The organism is Lonsdalea britannica (genome assembly GCF_002111595.1).
Taxonomy (GTDB): Bacteria; Pseudomonadota; Gammaproteobacteria; order Enterobacterales; family Enterobacteriaceae; genus Lonsdalea; species Lonsdalea britannica.
Genome location: NZ_LUTN01000023.1, coordinates 1 through 21083, shown reverse-complemented (window position 1 = coordinate 21083; position 21083 = coordinate 1). Strand labels below are relative to the sequence as shown.

General features: G+C 55.1%; 12 protein-coding genes, 1 tRNA gene and 6 pseudogenes. 8 read left to right on the top strand and 11 right to left on the bottom strand.

From position 1 onward, the window contains the following. The first annotated feature begins 100 nt into the window (after nt 1-100). The 3 genes and pseudogenes from rhlB to AU509_RS15990 all read left to right on the top strand — a co-directional run bounded on the left by rhlB (nt 101) and on the right by AU509_RS15990 (nt 4881). Nucleotides 101-1390, top strand: coding sequence for an ATP-dependent RNA helicase RhlB (gene rhlB, locus AU509_RS16000; protein ID WP_085652159.1), 1290 nt, complete (start codon nt 101-103; stop codon nt 1388-1390). 13 nt (nt 1391-1403) lie between these two features. Then, nucleotides 1404-2899 (top strand): annotated as a pseudogene (gene gppA / locus AU509_RS15995) (guanosine-5'-triphosphate,3'-diphosphate diphosphatase). Nucleotides 2900-3070: 171 nt separating this feature from the next. Then, nucleotides 3071-4881, top strand: a pseudogene (locus AU509_RS15990) (glycosyl hydrolase family 28 protein). Nucleotides 4882-5008: 127 nt separating this feature from the next. Here AU509_RS15990 and rep read toward each other — a convergent pair. Then, nucleotides 5009-7033 (bottom strand): DNA helicase Rep, encoded by a 2025-nt coding sequence (gene rep / locus AU509_RS15985; RefSeq protein ID WP_094118813.1) that lies wholly within the window; start codon nt 7031-7033, stop codon nt 5009-5011. Nucleotides 7034-7194: 161 nt separating this feature from the next. Between rep and ppiC the strand changes: the two genes are divergently transcribed. Beyond that, a complete protein-coding gene (ppiC, locus tag AU509_RS15980; protein ID WP_085652156.1) occupies nt 7195-7476 on the top strand; it encodes a peptidylprolyl isomerase PpiC in 282 nt (93 codons plus the stop codon). Between the two features lie 137 nt (nt 7477-7613). Here the strand turns inward: ppiC and ilvC are convergent. Continuing rightward, nucleotides 7614-9091: pseudogene (gene ilvC / locus AU509_RS15975) on the bottom strand (ketol-acid reductoisomerase). 166 nt (nt 9092-9257) lie between these two features. Between ilvC and ilvY the strand changes: the two are divergent. Further along, nucleotides 9258-10148 carry an HTH-type transcriptional activator IlvY gene (ilvY, locus tag AU509_RS15970; RefSeq protein ID WP_085652154.1) on the top strand — a complete coding sequence of 297 codons (891 nt, stop codon included), beginning with the start codon at nt 9258-9260 and terminating at the stop codon, nt 10146-10148. 22 nt (nt 10149-10170) lie between these two features. On the opposite strand, the gene AU509_RS15965 is transcribed toward ilvY, so the two are convergent. The 7 genes and pseudogenes from AU509_RS15965 to ilvL all read right to left on the bottom strand — a co-directional run bounded on the left by AU509_RS15965 (nt 10171) and on the right by ilvL (nt 17610). After that, nucleotides 10171-10905 (bottom strand): DUF2461 domain-containing protein, encoded by a 735-nt coding sequence (locus tag AU509_RS15965; protein ID WP_085652153.1) that lies wholly within the window; start codon nt 10903-10905, stop codon nt 10171-10173. Nucleotides 10906-11040: 135 nt separating this feature from the next. Next, nucleotides 11041-12584 (bottom strand): annotated as a pseudogene (gene ilvA, locus AU509_RS15960) (threonine ammonia-lyase, biosynthetic). Nucleotides 12585-12589: 5 nt separating this feature from the next. Further along, the gene (gene ilvD, locus AU509_RS15955; RefSeq protein WP_085652151.1) at nt 12590-14440 is read right to left on the bottom strand and encodes a dihydroxy-acid dehydratase; all 1851 of its coding nucleotides are present in this window, start codon (nt 14438-14440) and stop codon (nt 12590-12592) included. Nucleotides 14441-14518: 78 nt separating this feature from the next. Then, entirely contained in the window at nt 14519-15445 is a 927-nt protein-coding gene (locus AU509_RS15950; RefSeq protein ID WP_085652150.1) for a branched-chain amino acid transaminase, read from the bottom strand. Between the two features lie 37 nt (nt 15446-15482). Then, nucleotides 15483-15725: an acetolactate synthase 2 small subunit gene (gene ilvM / locus AU509_RS15945; RefSeq protein ID WP_094118812.1), complete on the bottom strand. Its 243-nt coding sequence runs from the start codon at nt 15723-15725 to the stop codon at nt 15483-15485. After that, nucleotides 15722-17370: pseudogene (gene ilvG, locus AU509_RS15940) on the bottom strand (acetolactate synthase 2 catalytic subunit). Before ilvG ends, ilvM begins: the two are co-directional and overlap by 4 nt. A gap of 141 nt (nt 17371-17511) precedes the next feature. Beyond that, complete coding sequence (gene ilvL, locus AU509_RS15935; RefSeq protein ID WP_071999801.1) at nt 17512-17610, bottom strand: ilv operon leader peptide; 99 nt, start codon at nt 17608-17610, stop codon at nt 17512-17514. A gap of 332 nt (nt 17611-17942) precedes the next feature. On the opposite strand from ilvL, the pseudogene AU509_RS15930 reads away from it, so the two are divergent. Together AU509_RS15930 and AU509_RS19135 are read left to right on the top strand one after the other, a co-directional pair. Then, nucleotides 17943-19051 (top strand): annotated as a pseudogene (locus tag AU509_RS15930) (YifB family Mg chelatase-like AAA ATPase); the annotation flags it as partial. A gap of 48 nt (nt 19052-19099) precedes the next feature. Beyond that, the gene (locus AU509_RS19135; RefSeq protein WP_409359773.1) at nt 19100-19468 is read left to right on the top strand and encodes a magnesium chelatase subunit ChlI family protein; all 369 of its coding nucleotides are present in this window, start codon (nt 19100-19102) and stop codon (nt 19466-19468) included. Between the two features lie 51 nt (nt 19469-19519). On the opposite strand, the gene AU509_RS15925 is transcribed toward AU509_RS19135, so the two are convergent. Continuing rightward, nucleotides 19520-19858, bottom strand: a complete 339-nt coding sequence (locus tag AU509_RS15925) for a MaoP family protein (protein ID WP_085652147.1) — start codon at nt 19856-19858, stop codon at nt 19520-19522. A gap of 118 nt (nt 19859-19976) precedes the next feature. Between AU509_RS15925 and hdfR the strand changes: the two genes are divergently transcribed. Beyond that, complete coding sequence (gene hdfR, locus AU509_RS15920) at nt 19977-20816, top strand: HTH-type transcriptional regulator HdfR (protein ID WP_094118811.1); 840 nt, start codon at nt 19977-19979, stop codon at nt 20814-20816. Nucleotides 20817-20999: 183 nt separating this feature from the next. Here the strand turns inward: hdfR and AU509_RS15915 are convergent. Beyond that, nucleotides 21000-21075 (bottom strand) — tRNA-Trp (locus tag AU509_RS15915). Between the last annotated feature and the right edge of the window lie 8 nt (nt 21076-21083).

Here is a 21083-nt window from a genome sequence, read left to right as displayed (position 1 = left end):
CCAGTTGGTGTAGCATTAACCAACCTTGGGGTTGGCTTTATTTCTTATTTCACTGGATACGCTTTCGTAAAGCAATAGTTAGCTGATATTCTACCATACTATGAGCAAAACACACTTAACCGAACAGAAGTTTTCCGACTTCGCACTGCACCCGCAGGTTATAGAAGCGCTTGAAAGTAAAGGGTTTCATAACTGTACGCCGATTCAGGCACTGACATTGCCGCTGACGTTGTCAGGCCGTGATGTCGCAGGTCAGGCGCAAACCGGTACCGGCAAGACGCTGGCGTTTCTGGCGTCTACTTTCCATTATTTGCTTTCCCATCCTGCTTCGACTGAACGCGAAACCAACCAGCCTCGCGCGCTGATTATGGCGCCGACGCGTGAACTCGCCGTGCAGATCCACGCAGACGCAGAAGCGCTGGCTAAAGCTACCGGTTTGAAACTGGGCCTGGCTTATGGCGGCGACGGCTACGACAAACAGCTGAAGGTGCTGGAGAGCGGCGTTGATATTCTGATCGGCACCACAGGTCGTCTGATCGACTACGCCAAGCAGAACTACGTTAATCTGGGCGCGATTCAGGTTGTCGTGCTGGATGAAGCGGATCGTATGTACGATCTGGGCTTTATTAAAGACATCCGTTGGTTGTTCCGACGCATGCCGGCGACCGATCAGCGTCTCAACATGCTGTTTTCCGCCACGCTGTCCTACCGTGTTCGCGAACTCGCTTTCGAGCAGATGAATAATGCGGAATATGTGGAAGTAGAGCCGGAACAGAAAACAGGTCATCGCATCAAAGAAGAGCTGTTCTATCCCTCTAACGAAGAGAAAATGCGCCTGCTGCAGACGCTCATCGAGGAAGAGTGGCCGGACCGTTGCATCATCTTCGCCAACACTAAGCATCGTTGTGAAGATGTTTGGGGTCATCTGGCTGCCGATGGTCACCGCGTCGGGCTGCTGACGGGCGATGTGCCGCAGAAAAAACGCCTGCGCATTCTGGAAGATTTCACCCACGGTAATATCGACATTCTGGTTGCGACCGATGTCGCCGCACGCGGCCTGCATATTCCATTGGTCACGCATGTCTTTAACTACGACCTGCCGGATGATTGCGAAGATTACGTTCACCGCATCGGTCGTACCGGCCGTGCTGGCGAAAGCGGCTGTTCCATCAGCCTGGCTTGCGAAGAATACGCGCTGAATCTGCCTGCGATTGAAGAGTACACCGGGCACCGCATTCCGGTCAGCAAGTACAACAGCGAAGCGCTACTGAGTGATTTTCCGCCGCCGAAACGCCTGACGCGTCCGCGTTCTGCTTCCGGCCCGCGCCGCCAGAATTCACAGCGCCGCAGCAGTGGTCCTCGTAACAACAACCGTAGACGGCAGGGTTGATGCTCTCATGTCGATGCTAAGTTCTTCTTCGCTCTATGCTGCCATTGATTTGGGCTCCAACAGCTTTCATATGCTGGTCGTCCGGGAAGTTGCCGGCAGCATACAAACCATGTCCCGCATCAAACGCAAAGTCAGATTAGCTGCGGGATTGGACAAGCAGAGCTGCCTGTCCCAGGAAGCGATGGAGCGCGGCTGGCAATGCCTGAAACTGTTCTCGGAACATCTGCAGGACATCCCGCAAGATCAGGTACGCGTCGTTGCGACGGCGACCCTCAGGCTCGCCTCAAATGCCGATGAGTTTCTCGACAAGGCGAAACGCATTTTGGGCGTACCGGTTCAGGTCATCAGCGGAGAAGAAGAAGCTCGACTTATTTATCAGGCGTAGCCCATACGACCGGCGGTCCGGAACAAAGACTGGTCGTCGATATCGGCGGCGGCAGCACTGAGCTGGCGACCGGCACCGGCGCACAAACCAACCAGCTGTTCAGCCTGCCGATGGGCTGCGTGACCTGGCTGGAACGCTACTTCGCGGACCGCAATCTGGGCGAGGAAAATTTTGCCCGCGCTGAAGAAGCGGCGCGTGAAATGGTGCGTACGGTAAAAGATAGCCTGCTGGCGCAAGGTTGGCAGATCTGCGTCGGGGCCTCCGGCACCGTACAGGCGCTGCAGGAGATCATGGTCGCACAGGGGATGGATGAGTACATCACGGTAGCCAAGCTGCAACAGCTCAAGCAACGTGCGATTCAGTGCGGCAAGCTGGAAGAACTCGAAATCGACGGGCTGACGCTAGAACGCGCGCTGGTTTTCCCAAGCGGCCTGTCTATCCTGCTGGCTATCTTCCACGAGTTGGGCATCCAGACCATGACGTTGGCAGGCGGAGCGCTTCGCGAAGGCCTGGTGTACGGCATGCTGCATTTGCCCATCGGACAGGACATCCGCTCCCGTACCCTGCATAATCTGCAACAGCGCTATCTTCTCGACGGCGAGCAGGCGCGGCGCGTCAGCGCATTGGCGGACAATTTCGCACAGCAGTTGGTTCAGGACTGGCAGTTGGACGATCGATGTCGGGAGCTCCTACGCAGCGCAAGTCTGATTCACGAAATCGGACTCAGCATCGACTTCCGTCAGGCTTCCCATCACGCCGCCTACCTCATCCGCAACAGCGATCTCCCCGGTTTTACACCGGCTCAGAAAAAACTTCTGGCCACCCTGCTCCACAACCAGTGCAATACGCTCGACCCTGTTCCACTGACGCAGCAAAATGCGCTGCCGGTGTGTCAGGCGCAGCATTTATGTCGCCTGCTGCGACTGGCGATTATCTTCGCAAGTCGTCGCCGGGACGATACGCTGCCTGCCGTCCGACTCCGTGCCGAAGGTGAAACGCTGCGGGTCATTTTACCTGCCGGATGGTTGTCCCTATATCCGCTGCGGGCCGAAATGCTGGAGCAGGAAAGTCGCTGGCAAAGCTATGTCCACTGGCCGCTTCTCATTGAGGAAAGCCCTGCTTGACCCACCAGTAAAGGGTAACATTTTGTTGCCCCTACCTTTCCTCGTTCCTCAAAATCTGCGATGTTTTTCCAGCCCTGAATCGATACAGGACATATCGCTGTCGTAACATGATGTTTTCATTGAAAATCGTCATGACGGCTTACCTCTATGTTTAAAATCAAAGGATCAAGGATGAAAGGATTCTCCCTGCCTGCGCGCGATTCCGTGAGCGCAGCCGCCGCATTGCTAGTATTTACCTGTGCATCGTCTGCTGCCGATAACCTGCCTCAACAGCTACGCGTACCCACGCTCGCCTACGATGACCATAGCGTCGTATTGGTGTGGGACGCGCCGGAAGATACCTCCAACATCGTCGACTATCAGATTTATCAGGACGGAAAGCCGATCGGCTTGGCCAGCGAGAAAAACGCCGTCAGCGCCCCCGCCAGCCGGTATATCTCCGCGTTCTACAAAAACGATAGCGCCAACTTTCAGCATCGGATCGTCATACACAATGCTCGGATTGATAACCTGAAGGCAAATACCCAATACCAGTTCACCGTTCGGGTCGTTTATGCCGATGGCACGGTATCCAGCGACAGTAACGCTGTTACCGCCAAAACCACCCGTGTGCCACAGGTGTTGAACGTCACCCAATACGGCGCAAAAGGCGATGGCGTGACGTTGAACACGGCCGCTATTCAGAAAGCCATCGACGCCTGTAACGCGGGCTGCCGCGTGGATGTCCCTGCGGGCGTATTCAAAACCGGCGCCTGTGGCTGAAAAGCGATATGACGCTGAATCTGGTCAAGGGCGCGACGCTGCTGGGTTCCGACAACCCCAGTGATTATCCCGACGGCTATACGCTGTATCCCTATTCCAGCTTTACCCGCCCGGCATCGTTGATTAATGCGATCGACAAAAACAGCAGTACGCCGGGAACGTTCAAAAACATCCGCATCGTGGGTCAAGGCGTCATCGATGGTAACGGCTGGAAACGTGCGCCCAACGCCACGGTGACGGATGAAACTAACACGACGCTGCCGCAATACGTAGCGAGCAACAGCGGCAAGGTGAGTCAGGATGGAATTTTAGCCAAAAATCAGGTGGATAAACTGGTCAATAACGGCGTTGACGCCAAACTGGCCTACGGTCAGGGCCGCTCCAGCCTGATGACGCTACGCGGTGTGGAAAACGTCTACCTTGCCGATTTCACCGTCCGCAACCCTGCATTCCACGGCATTATGCTGTTGGAAAATCATAATGCGGTGGTGAACGGCCTGACGCACCAGACCTACGACGCCAACAACGCCGACGGCGTGGAGTTCGGCAATAGCCAGAACGTGATGGCCTTTAACAACGTCTTCGACACCGGCGATGATTGCATCAACTTCGCCGCCGGTACGGGCGAAAACGCCAGCCAGCAAGAACCCATGAAAGGCGCATGGCTGTTCAACAACTATTTCCGTATGGGGCATGGCGCGATAGTGACCGGCAGCCATACCGGTGCCTGGATACAAGATATTGTGGCGGAAAACAATGTGATGCAGAAAACCGACGTCGGCCTGCGCGCCAAGAGCGCGCCGGATATCGGCGGCGGCGCGCATAGCGTGATATTTCGCAATAATGCGATGAAGAACATCGTTAAACAGGCGGTGGTCGTCACGCTAAGCTATTCGGACTCCAACGCAACCGTGGATTATCCGGCAGCCAAAACGCCCGCCCGATTCTACGACTTTGCAGTCAGTAACGTCACGGTGCAGGGCACTTCCGGCGCCTATCCATCGATTGAGATCGTCGGCGACAGCGCCAAGGGGATTTGGCACAGTCAGCTGAACTTCAATAATGTGACGCTGGACGGCGTCCCTCCCGCCTCAATCGACGATGTTCAGGACAGTACGTTCAATCGCGTGGGATTCACGAACCTGCTCAACGGCACCGCGCCGTGGAAAATCGGGACGGTCAAAAACGTGACCCTGGACGGCAAGACGCTGACGCAATAACGTCGGAACGAAAAATCCCGCCAGCGAGTCCTCTCGTCTGGCGGGATTTCTTTTTCGTTTTACGCGCGTCCAGACGACGACAGCGGGCGATTGGCCTGCGTCGAAACGTAGGGTGATAGGCGCGGAACTACTCTTTGCCTCTCGCCTTCGCCAGCTGGGCGCGAATATTCGCCAAATGCCCTTGCCCTTTCTGCATTCGCTCCTGTGGGCTGACCACTTTTCTCACCGTCTCCCACTCGACGTCGTCCTGCGGCAGCTCCAGCAGAAACCGACTGGGTTCCGGACGAATTAATTCGCCATACTGCCGGCGCTCGCGACACATCGTGAAGGTCAGCTCTTTTTGCGCCCGGGTGATGCCGACATAGGCCAACCGCCGCTCTTCGTCGACATTGTCTTCATCGATACTGGTCTGGTGCGGCAACAACCCTTCTTCCATCCCCACCAGATAAACATTGGGAAACTCCAGCCCTTTGGACGCGTGCAGCGTCATAAGCTGCACCTGATCAAGATCCTCCTCGCTTTCGTTGCGTTCCATCATGTCTCGCAACGTGAAGCGTGTGACGACCTGCGTCAGCGTCATCGGCTCGTCCAGATCGCTTCCCTCCAGCATTTCCGTCATCCACGTAAACAGCTGGTTGACGTTTTTCATACGCATCTCCGCCGCTTTCTGGCTGGGGGAGGTTTCATACAGCCAACTTTCGTAATCCAACCCGTGGATCAAATCGCGTACCGCCGCCACCGGCTCCCGTTCCGCCTGGCGGGCAATCTCTGCCAGCCACTGCGTAAAACGCTGGAGCGATTCCAGACCGCGGCCAGTCAGCACCTGAGTCAACCCTACATCGAAGCTGGCGTGAAACAGGCTGCGGTTACGCTGGTTAGCCCATTCACCCAGCTTCTTCAACGTAGCCGGACCGATTTCACGCTTCGGCGTATTCACGATACGCAAAAACGCGCTGTCATCGTCAGCATTGGTCAACACGCGCAGGTACGCCAACAGATCCTTGATTTCCGGGCGAGAGAAGAACGAGCTACCGCCGGAAATTTTGTAAGGAATGCGGTTTTGCATCAGCACTTTCTCGAACAGCCGCGACTGATGATTACCGCGATAAAGGATGGCGTAGTCGCGGTACTGGGTCTTGTTGATGAAGTGATGCGCGATCAGTTCGCCGACCACGCGTTCAGCTTCATGATCTTCATTGTTGGCGGTAATAATCTTCAGTTCGTTGCCATACGCCAGCTCCGAATAGAGCCGTTTCTCGAAGACGTGCGGGTTGTTGGCGATCAGGATATTAGCCGCTTTCAGAATGCGTCCGGACGAACGGTAATTCTGCTCCAGTTTAATCACCTGCAACGCAGGAAAGTCGTGCTGGAGCAGTTCCAGGTTCTGGGGACGCGCGCCGCGCCAGGAGTAAATCGACTGGTCGTCATCGCCGACCACGGTAAAGCGCGCGCGACTGCCCACCAGCTGTTTGACCAGCTCGTACTGACTGGTATTGGTGTCCTGATATTCATCCACCAGCAGATAACGCAGGCGATGCTGCCAGCGTTCGCGGGCCTGTTCATTACGCCGAAACAATAGCGTTGGCAGCAGGATAAGATCGTCAAAGTCCAATACGTTGCAGGCACGCAGGTGTTCGCTGTAGAGCTGATAACAGTGCGCGAACAGACGATCCCGTTCCGATCGCGCCAGCGCGGCGGCCTGAGGCGGTTCGATCAGATCGTTTTTCCAGTTGGAGATCGTCGAGATCAACTGTTGCAGCAGTTCTTTGTCATTCTGCAACCAGGTTTCGGTCAGCTCCTTGAGCAACGCCAGCTGATCCTGATCGTCGAACAGAGAGAAATTGGACTTCATTTCCAGCGCGGCATATTCGCGCTTGATGATCTCCAGCCCCAGCGTATGGAAGGTCGCAATCATCAAACCGCGGCTTTCCTTTCGTCCCAGCGTCTGCGCCACACGCTCCTTCATCTCGCGGGCCGCCTTATTGGTAAAGGTGACTGCCGCGATATTGCGCGCCTGATAGCCGCACTCCCGTATCAGATGGGCTATCTTCTGCGTGATAACGCGCGTTTTACCGGAACCGGCGCCGGCCAGAACCAGGCAGGGACCGGTAACAAACTCGACGGCGTGTTGTTGGCTGGGGTTTAAGCGCATGGGACATCTTGCTCTTTGTTCAAACGGAAGGCGATTGTAGCAAAAGTCGCGGGGGGAGGATCGGCGGAAGTGGTCGCCGACGAGACACCGCGCATTGCTATTGGTATTGCACGCGGGTTACAGTGCCTGCCAGCAACCCCCGATTAAAAAAGGTATATTCCATGGCAAAAACAGCTTCGGCGCTGCACATTCTGGTCGATACGGAACAGCAGGCCAACGACATCCTGGCCCAGCTGGAACAAGGCGCAGACTTCCAGCAGTTAGCCAAGAAGTTTTCAAACTGTCCGTCCAAACGCAACGGCGGCGACCTGGGCGAATTCCGCCAGGGCGATATGGTGCCGACGTTTGATAAAGCCGTGTTCTCCTGCGAGCTGCTCAAGCCCTGCGGACCGGTTAAAACCCAGTTCGGCTATCACATCATCAAAGTGCTATACCGCCGTTGATCTCGTGAACCGGGCTGGCGGGTGATCCACCGGCCATTCTCGCGCTGATTCCATTGCGGACAAGCGCGATCAAAAAGGGCGCAACCTTCGTTGCGCCCTTTGTTATTGCCGGAATAACGTCTTATCGACGTGCAGGATTATCCCGCAACCGCAATACGTTTCATGTCGGTCATGTAGCCACGCAGTTTCTTACCGACCACTTCGATAGGATGGTTGCGAACGGCTTCGTTAACGTCACGCAGCTGGGCGTTGTCTACCGCCGTCGCGGCGACGGCTTTACCGATATCGCCCGGTTGCAGGCTGCTCATGAACATCTCTTTCAGCAGCGGTACCGCGGCATTGGCGAACAGGTAGTTACCGTATTCCGCCGTATCGGAAATGACCACGTTCATTTCGTACAGACGCTTACGGGCGATGGTGTTCGCGATCAACGGCAGTTCGTGCAGTGATTCGTAGTAGGCAGACTCTTCGATGATGCCGGAGCTCACCATCGTTTCGAACGCCAGCTCAACCCCGGCTTTCACCATGCAATCATCAGCACGCCATTATCGAAGTATTCCTGCTCGCCGATTTTACCTTCGAACTGCGGTGCGTTTTCGAACGCGGTTTTGCCGGTCTCTTCACGCCAGGTCAGCAGTTTCACGTCACCGTTAGCCCAATCTTCCATCATGCCGCGAGAAAATGCGCCGGAGATGATGTCATCCATGTGTTTCTGGAACAGCGGCGCCATCAGGGTCTTCAGCTGTTCAGACAGCGCGTAAGCACGCAGTTTCGCCGGGTTAGACAGGCGATCCATCATCAGAGAGATACCGCCCTGCTTCAGCGCTTCGGTGATGGTTTCCCATCCGTACTGAATCAGTTTTTCTGCATACGCCGGTTCAACGCCGTCAGCAACCAGTTTGTCGAAGCTCAGCAGAGAACCCGCCTGCAGCATGCCGCACAGGATAGTCTGTTCGCCCATCAGGTCGGATTTGACTTCGGCCACGAAGGAGGACTCCAGAACGCCTGCACGGTGACCACCGGTCGCCGCAGCCCAGGCTTTAGCAATCGCCATCCCTTCGCCTTTCGGGTCGTTTTCCGGGTGAACCGCGATCAAAGTCGGCACGCCGAAACCACGTTTGTACTCTTCGCGTACTTCCGTACCCGGGCATTTCGGTGCGACCATCACAACCGTGATGTCTTTGCGCACTTGCTCGCCCACTTCTACGATATTGAAACCGTGAGAGTAACCCAGCGCAGCGCCCTGTTTCATCAGCGGCTGTACGGCCTGTACCACGGCGGAATGCTGTTTGTCCGGCGTCAGGTTAACCACCAGATCCGCCTGCGGGATCAGGTCTTCGTAAGTGCCAACGGTGAAGCCGTTTTCGGTCGCTTTGCGCCATGAAGCACGCTTCTCGGCGATGGCTTCTTTACGCAAGGCATAAGCGATGTCCAGACCGGAATCGCGCATGTTCAGACCCTGGTTTAGCCCCTGAGCGCCACATCCCACGATCACGACTTTCTTGCCCTTGAGGTAGTTAGCTTCATCAGCAAATTCGTCGCGGTTCATAAAGCGACATTTGCCCAATTGCGCCAGCTTCTGACGCAGGTTCAAGGTATCGAAGTAGTTAGCCATGTGGAGATGCTCCATAATGATGTGTTAGTTGCCGTTGTCTCTTTGGGTTGCCGCCTCGGCGGCCCCGCAATAGACACATCATATGACAGGAATTGCATTGCTTAAATTGATATATTAACAACGTGTCATTGCATAATATGCAACGTGAAAATAGGGTCTGCATTCGATGGATTTACGCGATCTCAAATTATTCCTGCACCTGGTGGAAAGTCACCACTTTGGTCACACTGCCAAGGCTATGCATATCAGCCCGTCAACGCTGTCGCGCCAGATACAGCGCATGGAGGAAGACATTGGGCAGGCGCTGTTTTTACGGGATAACCGTACGGTGCGACTGACCGATGCCGGCGAACATCTAAAAATCTTCGCCCAACAAACGCTGTTGCAGTATCAGCAGATGCAGTTAGCGATGTCCCAGCACGGCCAGTCGCTCAGCGGCGAACTGCGGGTCTTTTGCTCGGTAACGGGCGCTTATAGTCATTTGCCGACGATTCTGGATCGTTTTCGCGCTCGCCATCCGCTGGTCGAGATCAAGCTGACAACGGGCGATGCCGCCGACGCGGTCGACAAAGTCCGTTCGAACGTCGCCGACCTCAGCATCGCGGGTCATCCGGAATTGCTGCCGCCCAGCATGGTGTTCATCCCTATCGGCAACATTCGCATTGCGTTGGTCATCCCGACGATGCCTTGTCCTGTCCAAGTCCAAATGCAGGATCCCCACGTTGACTGGAGCCAGGTTCCCTTTATTTTGCCGCAGTACGGGCCGGTCAGAAAGCTCACCGAGCGCTGGTTCCGCCATCAGAAAATCGCCAGTCCGCTGATCTATGCGACCGTTTCCGGACATGAAGCCATGGTATCTATGGTGGCGGTAGGGTGTGGCGTGGCGCTGGTCCCCGACGTCGTGCTGGAAAACAGCCCTGAGCCCGTACGCAATCGCGTGTTCGTGCTGCAAGAGCAAATTCTGGAGCCCATCCCGCTTGGGATCTGTATGCAGAAAAAACGCCTGAGCGAGCCCCTGATTGCCGCCTTCTGGGAGACGCTACAGGAGACGCAATAGCGCGGCGGTTTCAGCGAAGCAATCAACGCTGCGACGGCAGCGACCGATCGGACAGGGCGTCGAACGCTCTGGCCTGCTCGGCCCGTTTCATCGTCTCAATATCCATCAGATAGCGGTATAACGGCTCCAGCCGGGTGAAGCCTTCGGCCAGCACCGTCACCAATTCGCCGCTGAACAGCGCGGACATATCCTGACGGATAGCCATTGCCGCAAATGATTTACGGTTATACCAGTGCGCCAACGCCTCGGACTGGTCTTTGATGAGCGGCCTGCGATAGCTCTCGCCCTCCAGCACAAATTCATCGCCCAGACAGTCTGCAATCTTGAGAAAACGCGGCGGATCTTCGAGTAACGTCTGCCGAAACAGCGCCATCGTGGGTTGACTGGCGCTGTAGTAGCCCAACCCGTAGTGCCAGCTGTCTGGCCTGATTTCGAAGAAATAGGCCGGTGCATCAGTCCAGTTTTTACGGCTGCGCTTGAAGGTCAGCCACATGCTGCTGCGATAACGGGATTTATCGCGAGAAAAACGGGTATCCCGATGAATACGCGAGAGGGTTTTCGTTGGGCGCGTTTCAAAAAGTTCATCAATGTGCAGCATTGTGATGCCAAGCGATTCCACCAGCGCGCGAAACGGTGTCAACAGGGTAGCCTCATAGCCAGCTCGATGTTCTTCGAACCATTCTTTGCTGTTGTGCTGGCGCACCTGCTGCAAAAAGGTGAGGCCTTGTTGTGAAAATCCGTGGAATCCTGTCGTCATGGCTCATGAACACCCTAGAAAAATGAGGGGCAACGGGCGACGCTCGCCCGGTTTTCCTCTAAACGATAACGCGCCCGCTGAATAACATCCAGCGGGCGCGAGAGGGTCTTTCCAGACGCAACACTTAGTGGCGCGTTAGCCTTTCATAAAAAACCGAAAAGCTGGATTTTGGGTTTCTTCGTGACACTCATAACCCAGATCATGCAGATGGCGCTCAAACGCTTCATCACGCTCAGCGAGTTCGAAGGCGGCCAATACGCGACCGTAGTCCGTTCCGTGACTACGATAATGGAACAGAGAGATATTCCAGTGCGTTCCCAGCGTAACGAGGAATTTCAGCAATGCGCCCGGTGATTCAGGGAACTCAAAGCTATAGAGTTTTTCCTCCAGCGGCTTCGACGGTCGACCACCCACCATGTAACGCACGTGCAGCTTCGCCATTTCATCATCAGACAGATCGACCACCTGATAACCGCCCGCCTGTAAATCGGACAGAATTTCCTGCCGTTCTTCGTGACCGCGCGTCAGGCGTACCCCCATGAAGATGCAGGCGTCGTCGTCGCTGGAGTAGCGATAGTTGAATTCGGTGATGGCGCGACCGCCCAGCAGTTGGCACAGCTTCAGGAAGCTGCCTTTCTGCTCGGGGATAGTCACCGCCATCAACGCTTCCCGCTGTTCACCCAGCTCGCAACGTTCGGACACGTAGCGCAACCCGTGGAAATTGACGTTAGCCCCGGACAGCACGTGCGCCAGGCGCTCGCCCTGAATGTTGTGCTGCTGGATATATTTTTTCATCCCGGCCAGCGCCAAGGCGCCAGACGGCTCAGCCACCGCACGCACGTCTTCAAACAGGTCTTTGACGGCGGCGCAGATAGAGTCGCTGTCGACCGTGATGACGTCATCCAGATACTCCCGGCACAGGCGGAAAGTCTCGTTGCCGATACGTTTGACCGCCACGCCTCCGCAAACAGACCGACGCGAGCCAAATCCACCGGCTCACCCGCATCCAACGCGGCGCGCAGGCAGGCAGAATCTTCCGCTTCAACGCCGATGACTTGGATTTGCGGCATCAGCTGCTTGATCAGCACCGCGACACCCGCAGCCAGACCACCGCCGCCGACCGGGACAAACACCCGGTCGAGATGCGCATCCTGCTGCAATAGTTCCATCGCCAGCGTGCCCTGTCCGGCGATAACGGCCGGATGGTCAAACGGCGGGACGAACGTCATTTTTTGACATTCTGACAGTTCAATGGCTTTGGCTTTAGCCTCATCAAAGTTAGCGCCGTGCAGCAGCACTTCACCGCCGAAACCGCGTACGGCATCGACTTTGATATCCGCCGTCGCGACCGGCATGACGATCAGCGCCTTGATGCCCAGACGATTGGCGGAGAGCGCCACGCCCTGCGCATGGTTGCCAGCCGACGCCGTGACCACGCCGTGGGACTTCTGTTCGTCGCTCAGCCCGGCCATCATGGCGTAAGCGCCGCGCAGCTTGAAACTGTGTACGGCCTGGCGATCTTCCCGCTTCACCAGAATATCGTTGCCGAGGCGGGCGGATAGCTTATCCATTCGCTCCAGCGGCGTGACCTGCGCGACTTCATACACCGGCGAGCGGAGAACCGCCCGCAGGTATTCCGCGCCGCAGGGGGCGTCGGAAAGGGGTTGTGAAACTGCCATCAGCTTTAGCCTCCCAGCTTGCTTTTGTCCCGGACGGCACCTTTGTCAGCGCTGGTCGCCAGACTGGCGTAGGCGCGTAATGCAAATGAAACCTGACGATCACGTTTCTTCGGCGTCCAGGCCGCGTCTCCACGAGCCAGCTGCGCTTCCCGGCGCTGAGCCAGCTCACCTTCGGTCACATCCAGTACAATACCTCGGTTTGGAATGTCGATAGCGATGGTGTCGCCGTCTTCCACCAGCCCAATCAGTCCGCCGTTGGCGGCTTCCGGTGAAGCATGACCGATGGACAGACCGGACGTTCCGCCCGAGAAACGGCCATCGGTGATCAGCGCGCAGGCCTTGCCCAGTCCCATCGATTTCAGGAAGCTGGTTGGATACAGCATCTCCTGCATACCCGGACCGCCTTTCGGGCCTTCGTAACGGATGACCACGACGTCGCCCGCTTCCACTTTACTGTTCAGGATCGCGTCTACCGCGTCATCCTGACTCTCATAAACTTTGGCGGGACCACGGAACACCAGGCTGTTTTTATCCACGCCCGCCGTTTTGACGATACAGCCATCTTCCGCCAGGTTGCCGTACAGCACGGCCAGACCACCGTCCTGACTGTAGGCAAATTCCTTGGTGCGAATGCACCCTTCTTTGCGGTCGGTATCCAGCGAATCCCAACGACAATCCTGAGAGAAAGCCTGCGTGGTGCGAATACCCGCCGGGCCCGCCGCATACATTTTCTTCACGCTTTCATCTTGTGTCTGCATGACATCGTAGGCCGCCAGCGTTTCCTGCAGCGACATACCCAAAATGTTGGTCACGTCGCGATGCAGCAGACCCGCGCGATCCAGCTCGCCTAAAATACCCAGCACGCCGCCCGCACGGTGAACGTCTTCCATGTGGTATTTCTGCGTGCTCGGCGCGACTTTGCACAGATGCGGCACTTTACGCGACAGGCGATCGATGTCTTCCATCGTGAAGTCGACTTCGCCTTCCTGCGCAGAAGCCAGCAGGTGGAGAACGGTGTTGGTGGAACCGCCCATCGCGATATCCAGCGTCATCGCGTTTTCGAATGCATGTTTGTTGGCGATGTTACGCGGCAGCGCGCTATCGTCGTCCTGCTCGTAGTAACGTTTGGTCAGTTCGACAATGCGCTTACCGGCATTGAGGAACAGCTGCTTACGGTCGGCATGCGTCGCCAGCAGAGAACCATTGCCCGGCTGTGACAGACCCAGCGCTTCCGTCAGACAGTTCATCGAGTTGGCGGTAAACATACCGGAGCAGGAGCCGCAGGTCGGACAGGCGGAACGCTCAATCTGCAGGCTGTCTTCATCGCTGACTTTCGGGTTGGCGCCCTGAATCATGGCGTCGACCAGATCCAGCTTGATCAGCTGGTCGGACAGTTTGGTTTTACCGGCTTCCATCGGACCGCCGGAAACAAAAATGACCGGGATGTTGAGGCGCAGAGCCGCCATCATCATCCCCGGGGTGATTTTGTCACAGTTGGAAATGCAGACCATGGCGTCCGCGCAGTGTGCGTTCACCATGTACTCCACGGAATCCGCGATCAGTTCGCGGGAAGGCAGAGAGTAGAGCATACCGCCGTGACCCATCGCGATGCCGTCATCGACCGCAATGGTATTGAACTCTTTGGCTACGCCGCCTGAAGCTTCGATCTGTTCCGCGACTAGCTTGCCCAGATCGCGCAGATGTACGTGGCCGGGAACGAATTGCGTGAACGAGTTAACAACGGCAATGATAGGCTTGCCAAAATCGGCGTCGGTCATCCCTGTGGCGCGCCACAAGGCTCGCGCTCCAGCCATATTACGACCATGCGTGGTGGTGGCTGAACGGTACTTAGGCATACTCTGATTACTCCAGTTTAAAACAGATGACCGGCAGCAAAACGCGCTGCCGGTAAGAAAAGAATGTTGGTGATGTGATTAACGGTTAACCGGATCCAGCCAGCCCCATTTATCTTCTGTTTCACCCGTAAACAGCCCGAAGAATGCCTGCTGCAGCTGCTTGGTGACAGGACCACATTTGCCGATACCCACCTGAATGCCGTCAACGCTACGCACCGGCGTGATTTCCGCCGCGGTGCCGGACATAAAGACTTCGTCAGCCAGATAGAGCGATTCGCGGGACAGCACCTGTTCGCGAACTTCGTATCCTTTCTTTTTCGCCAGCGTGATGATGGCATCACGGGTAATTCCCGGCAGCGCCGAAGAGGTGAACGGCGGCGTGAAGATGATGCCGTTTTTCACTTCGAACAGGTTTTCGCCAGCGCCTTCGGAAACGTAACCGTGAACATCCAGCGCAATACCTTCCTGATAGCCATGACGACGGGCTTCACTCCCTACCAGCAGCGAAGACAGATAGTTACCGCCGGCTTTGGCCGCAGTAGGGATCGTGTTGGCCGCCGCGCGGTTCCATGATGAAACCATCGCATCGATGCCCTGATCCAGCGCTTCTTCGCCCAGATAGGCGCCCCACGGGAAGGCGGCGATGATCACATCCGTTTTATAACCCTCAGGCGGATTCACGCCCATGCCGACATCGCCGACGAACACCAACGGACGGATATAAGCGCTCGATAAGTTGTTTTTGCGCAGCGTTTCGCGGCACGCTTCCATCAGTTCGTCGACGCTCTGAGACAGCGGCATACGGTAGATCTTGGCGGAGTCATGCAAACGCTGCATATGCTCGCGGTGGCGGAACACGACCGGGCCACGGTGAGAGTTATAGCAACGGACGCCTTCGAACACGGAAGTCCCGTAGTGCAAGGCGTGAGACATCACGTGAACTTTCGCATCTGCCCAAGGAACCATTTCGCCGTTGAACCAGATATAGTCAGCTTTCTTTGTCATCGTTAATTTCCTTCTCGGTGCCTCAGGCACGTATCTATTATGCTCTCAGTGACTGGATCTCAACGCGCGAGATGTCCAGCAGTTTGCTTAATTGCGTTGACAGTAAATCGACCGGCCGCTGACTCGCAACGGTCAGTTCGATATGGACCTGCGCGCCGTCATCCTGCGACGTCATATTCATGGCGGAAACCTGAAACCCGCGATGGCGAGCGACGCGTAGCACACGCTCCAGCGTTTCTGGCCGAAAACGGGCTTGAATGGAAATCTGATGGCGTTTCATTCGCTCTCCTCCAACATAGTTTCATTGCCGGCACCGGGCGGCACCAGCGGCCAGACGTTTTCGTACGAATCGATGGAGACATGCAACAGGTACGGCCCGTCACTGGTTAACAGTGCATTCAAAGCGGAATCAATCTGGTCTTTACGTGTAATGCTTTGGCCGGGGATGCCGAATGCGCTGGCCAGCATCAGGAAGTCAGGGTTGTCGGTGAGCGTCGTTTCGCTATAACGTTCTTCGAAGAACAACTCCTGCCACTGCCTGACCATGCCTAATCGTTGATTATCCAACAGCACAATTTTCATCGGCAGACGCTTGCGTTTGATCGTACCCAGCTCCTGGATGTTCATCATGAAGGAACCGTCACCCGAGATACAAATGACCGTATCATCAGCCGCGCCACCTGAGCGCCGACGGCAGCCGGAATTCCAAAACCCATCGTGCCGAGGCCGCTGGACGTAATGAAATTTTCCGGACGATTGACCTGCATATGCTGGGCCGCCCACATCTGATGCTGCCCTACATCCGTAGTGATGACGGTGTTAGCCGGCATCCGCTCAGACAAGGTTTTCAGGAGTGCCGGGGCATAAATGGCATCACCCGGATGATCGTAGCGCGACGGATATTCGGCTTTCATCAACGTGGCTTGCTGACGCCAGGCATCAATACGCAGCGGCTGTTTTAATGCTGGCAACAGGTGGTTTAAATCCCCCTGCAACGCCACATGCGCCTGACGCAGTTTGTTCAGTTCAGCCGGGTCAATATCCATGTGGATCACGCTGGCATTCGGGGCAAATGTATTCAGTTTGCCGGTTACGCGGTCGTCGAAGCGCGCGCCTACTGCGATGAGCAGGTCGCACTGCTGCACCATGAGGTTTGCCGCTTTAGTTCCGTGCATCCCAATCATACCGAGGTAGTAGGGATAATTCGTGTCCACTGCGCCAAGCCCTTTCAAGGTGGCGACACAGGGGATGTGCGTAGTATCCAGAAACTCGCGCAAAGCGGGAACTGCCTGAGCCATTCCCACGCCGCCGCCGATATACAGAATGGGCTGTTTGGCATGAGCCAGCAACGTATTGGCATCCGTCAGCGCCTGCGTCGGCAGGCTGCCGGTCTCTGCCGGAGAGAAAACGTAAGGGGTAAATTCGCCGCCTTCGGCCAGCTGTATGTCTTTGGGAATATCGACCAGTACCGGTCCCGGACGCCCACTTTGAGCAATCGCAAAGGCTTCCGCCATGATTTCCGGCAAGGATTCAAGGGAGTCGACAAGAAAGCTATGTTTAGTACACGCCAGCGAGAGGCCAAGGACATCTATTTCCTGGAAGGCGTCGGTCCCAATCAGTGAAGATCCGACCTGACCAGTGATCGCCACAATCGGTACCGAGTCCAACAGTGCGTCCGCCAGACCAGTAATCAGATTGGTTGCGCCCGGACCGGAAGTCGCGATGCAGACGCCGACTCTACCCGTGGCACGGGCATAGCCGATAGCGGCCATCGCAGCGCCTTGTTCATGGCGGCATAGCAGGTGATCGACCCCCCCGTCATACAATGCATCATAAACTGGCATGATTGCGCCACCAGGATAGCCAAATACACTATCCACTCCCTGCGCTCGCAACGCTTGTACCACCCACTGAGCCCCATTCATAGTCATTTCCCCAACTTCTTTCGGGTATGGCAGAATTTTATGCTGATGAACATTCTCTGCTCCCTTGTTACGAATACCGACCCCATAAAAAAACCCCCGACCATTTGGTGCGGGGGTTTTTCTTGAATTCGGCTTTGATTTTTAAGCCATTCGTCGTCCAAGTGCTGCCCCGCACGGTAGGTTAATAATCACCACCACGCTAATGACGACTAGGCTAATCACGAGGGCAAACGCTTTCATTTTTCGGTTTATTCATTAATCAGTGTCGAACGAATGACTACAGAGTTACCATAGTCAGACGCGGACTGACAACATTTTTTTTCCGTGATTATTTGATTGCTTCAGTCCTAAGCCAAATAAAATTCTTATTATTCAATTATTAAATTTAATAAAGGACTTCAATAGCCCATTTCACTTTTTTACTCGGCGTGGAATGAATACCTTGTAGAGAAGTTTTCCAAACGGGCATGACTACCCCGATTAATTTCCTCGCATCGCTTCGCAAAATCATGTGGACTTTCTTTTGCCACGAAAAATGACGGGCATAATCCTCCGCAAAAGGAGGAAACACGATGACACTCGCCATAGCCTTTACTCGAGCAACCATCGGCATGCAGGCGCCAGAGGTCTCCATCGAAGTACACATCAGCAATGGGTTGCCTGCACTCACACTGGTTGGCCTGCCGGAAACCACCGTCAAGGAGGCGCGCGATCGGGTACGAAGCGCCCTGCTTAACTGCGGTTTCACCTTCCCCGCCAAACGTATTACCGTCAATTTGGCGCCTGCGGATCTTCCCAAAGAAGGCGGACGCTACGATCTCCCCATCGCTTTAGCGATTTTAGCGGCCTCTGAACAAATTCCCGGTAACAAACTGAGCGAGTATGAATTCCTGGGTGAGTTGGGCCTCTCAGGAGCGCTACGTGGCGTTAACGGCACTATTTCGGCAGCATTAGAGGCGCAGAAAGCGGGCAGACACGTGATCGTCCCCGAGGATAACCAGCGAGAAATGGCGCTCATTCCAGAGGGTGAAGCTCTGCTGGCGAATCATTTGCTGCAGGTATGCGCTTTTTTGCATGGCAAGGTAACCCTGTCATGCAACCGGCTTTTGCCATCGGAATCACACCATTCAGCCTCAGAGCTTGATCTACAGGATATCGTGGGCCAGGAACAAGCCAAGCGGGCGCTGGAAATAGCCGCGGCTGGAGGCCATAACCTGTTATTCCTCGGCCCGCCGGGTACGGGGAAAACCATGCTTGCGAGTCGGTTAGCTGGATTGATGCCGCCGCTCAACGACTCAGAGGCGCTGGAAAGCGCGGCGATAAATAGTCTGGTGAACTGCTATAACGAACCGGATAAGTGGCGTAGCAGGCCGTTTCGCGCGCCTCATCACACGTCGTCCATAGCAGCGCTGGTTGGCGGTGGCTCGTTACCGAAGCCAGGGGAAATTTCTCTCGCTCACAACGGCATTCTGTTTCTTGATGAATTGCCGGAATTTGAACGGCGCGTGCTCGATTCGCTTCGAGAGCCGCTCGAGTCGGGAGAAATCGTTATCTCGCGAGCCAGAGCGAAAGTTTGCTATCCCGCACGATTTCAACTGGTCGCAGCGATGAATCCGAGCCCATCCGGACACTATCAGGCATCCACAACCGCATGCCGGCACAGCAAATTCTCCGTTATCTCAATCGCCTCTCGGGTCCTTTTCTGGACAGGTTCGATATTTCTATCGAAGTGCCGTTGTTACCGCCGGGTATTCTGCGTAAACAGCGTAGCCAGGGAGAAAATAGCGCTACAGTGCGTGCACGTGTACTGGCAGCCCGGCAGCGGCAATTAGCGCGTGCGGACAAAATAAACGCCTACCTCAGTCCCCGGGAAATTGAAACGCACTGTCATCTGACATCCGAAGATGCGCAGTATCTCGAGGAGGTGATGAGTAAGCTGGGACTTTCAGTACGCGCATGGCATCGGATTTTAAAGGTTGCCCGTACCATTGCAGACCTGTCTGAGGAAGACAGTCTCAAGCGAAACCATCTCGCGGAAGCACTGAGCTATCGTTGTATGGATCGATTATTGATTCAACTGCATAAGAATTTGGCATAAAGAGAAATAGAGACAGTAGAAAGGCAAAATGGGGACCGAGTCCCCATTTTATCAATCATCGCTTTCAGTGAATTCTTCAACCGTGTCCATCTGCGGTTTTCCACCCGATAAAGTGTGAAAACGTTTGGGACGGCGCACACGTGCCGTATATTTGGCCCAGATTTTTTCCAACTCTGTTTCAGGTTTACGTTCGCCGTGACACATAGCCAAAAACTGGATTTCTTCATCCGTGGCCGGCTGACGTTTACCGATATCAAGCTCGTTCAACGCATGGCCATGACGCTCCAGCAGTTGAGCTTCTTTAATCGTAAAGTCACCGTGTCGAGAAAAACCACGTGGATAGAATTTGTTATCAAAAAAACGACTGGTTGTAGAGAAGCTTTCTGCCATTTTACACGCTCCTAATGCTTTATGGTCGTGCCCTTTATGGCGCGGAGTATTAGATAGGCTTGACTTCCTGTAAAACAAAACATTTAAATCATCACGACAAATTTTTTTGGAGAAAGGCATGGACACCGACTTATTGAAAACCTTCCTGGAAGTGAGCAGAACCAGGCACTTCGGCCGTGCTGCGGAATCACTCTATCTGACACAGTCGGCAGTTAGCTTTCGTATCCGTCAACTTGAGAACCAACTTGGCGCAAATCTGTTTACTCGCCATCGCAACAATATCCGCCTGACGCCGGCAGGAGAGAGGCTGTTGCCCTATGCCGAGAATCTAATTGGAACCTGGTCTATCGCGAAGAAAGAGGTTGCTCGTTCGCAACAACATAGCCTTCTCTCTATCGGTGCTACCGCCTCTTTGTGGGAGACCTATTTAGCGTCATGGCTGAACGAACTCTATCTGCAACGGCCGCTCCTCCAGTTGGAAGCCAGAATCGCGCTACGGCAATCTCTGGTACAACAGCTGCTGGAGAGACAACTGGATCTCCTCATTACTACTGAAGCCCCAAAGATGGAAGAGCTTGCCAGCCAATTACTGGGAAACTTCTCGTTATCGCTTTTCACAGTGAAGGGAGAGCAATCAAAAGAAGATCTCCCCTATATCAGACTCGAATGGGGCGCCGATTTTCATCAACAGGAAAACCGATTATTTCCGAGCGACCATACCCCCGTGCTGACAACCACGTCTGCGCAGCTAACGCGTCAGTTGATATCGACATTGAGAGGGTGTGCATTCCTACCTAACCACTGGCAACAGCAGTATGAAGAGCTGCAAATTATCGATGACGCACCTGTCATTAGCCGCTCTTTTTATGCCGTTTGGCTCCAAAACAGCGATCAACAGGCATTAATACGGCAGTTGCTGAAAGTCTCGATTACGCCATTGGATACCACCACGTCTTAGTCAGTCGAAGGCAGAAACGCGGTGAGCAAATACATTTTTGTGATCCGCGAATGACTTAACATCGAGGATATGGAGCGCGATTTAACGCAAGAAGGAAGATGTCGCTGAGGCGTTGAGATCGTTCATGGAATGGGTGTAAAAAAGACAAAAAAAACCCTTCACATAATGTGAAGGGTTGTTTCTTGGCAGGGGCGGAGAGACTCGAACTCCCAACACCCGGTTTTGGAGACCGGTGCTCTACCAATTGAACTACGCCCCTAAATAGGG

Excerpts from the sequence above, each read along its gene's own strand:
- ilvL (WP_071999801.1), bottom strand. The coding sequence starts at position 17,610 with ATGAAAGCGTTTGCCCTCGTGATTAGCCTAGTCGTCATTAGCGTGGTG.
- rhlB (WP_085652159.1), top strand. The coding sequence starts at position 101 with ATGAGCAAAACACACTTAACCGAACAGAAGTTTTCCGACTTCGCACTG.
- ilvD (WP_085652151.1), bottom strand. The coding sequence starts at position 14,440 with ATGCCTAAGTACCGTTCAGCCACCACCACGCATGGTCGTAATATGGCT.
- ilvY (WP_085652154.1), top strand. The coding sequence starts at position 9,258 with ATGGATTTACGCGATCTCAAATTATTCCTGCACCTGGTGGAAAGTCAC.
- AU509_RS15950 (WP_085652150.1), bottom strand. The coding sequence starts at position 15,445 with ATGACAAAGAAAGCTGACTATATCTGGTTCAACGGCGAAATGGTTCCT.
- rep (WP_094118813.1), bottom strand. The coding sequence starts at position 7,033 with ATGCGCTTAAACCCCAGCCAACAACACGCCGTCGAGTTTGTTACCGGT.
- AU509_RS15965 (WP_085652153.1), bottom strand. The coding sequence starts at position 10,905 with ATGACGACAGGATTCCACGGATTTTCACAACAAGGCCTCACCTTTTTG.
- ppiC (WP_085652156.1), top strand. The coding sequence starts at position 7,195 with ATGGCAAAAACAGCTTCGGCGCTGCACATTCTGGTCGATACGGAACAG.
- hdfR (WP_094118811.1), top strand. The coding sequence starts at position 19,977 with ATGGACACCGACTTATTGAAAACCTTCCTGGAAGTGAGCAGAACCAGG.
- AU509_RS15925 (WP_085652147.1), bottom strand. The coding sequence starts at position 19,858 with ATGGCAGAAAGCTTCTCTACAACCAGTCGTTTTTTTGATAACAAATTC.
- ilvM (WP_094118812.1), bottom strand. The coding sequence starts at position 15,725 with ATGAAACGCCATCAGATTTCCATTCAAGCCCGTTTTCGGCCAGAAACG.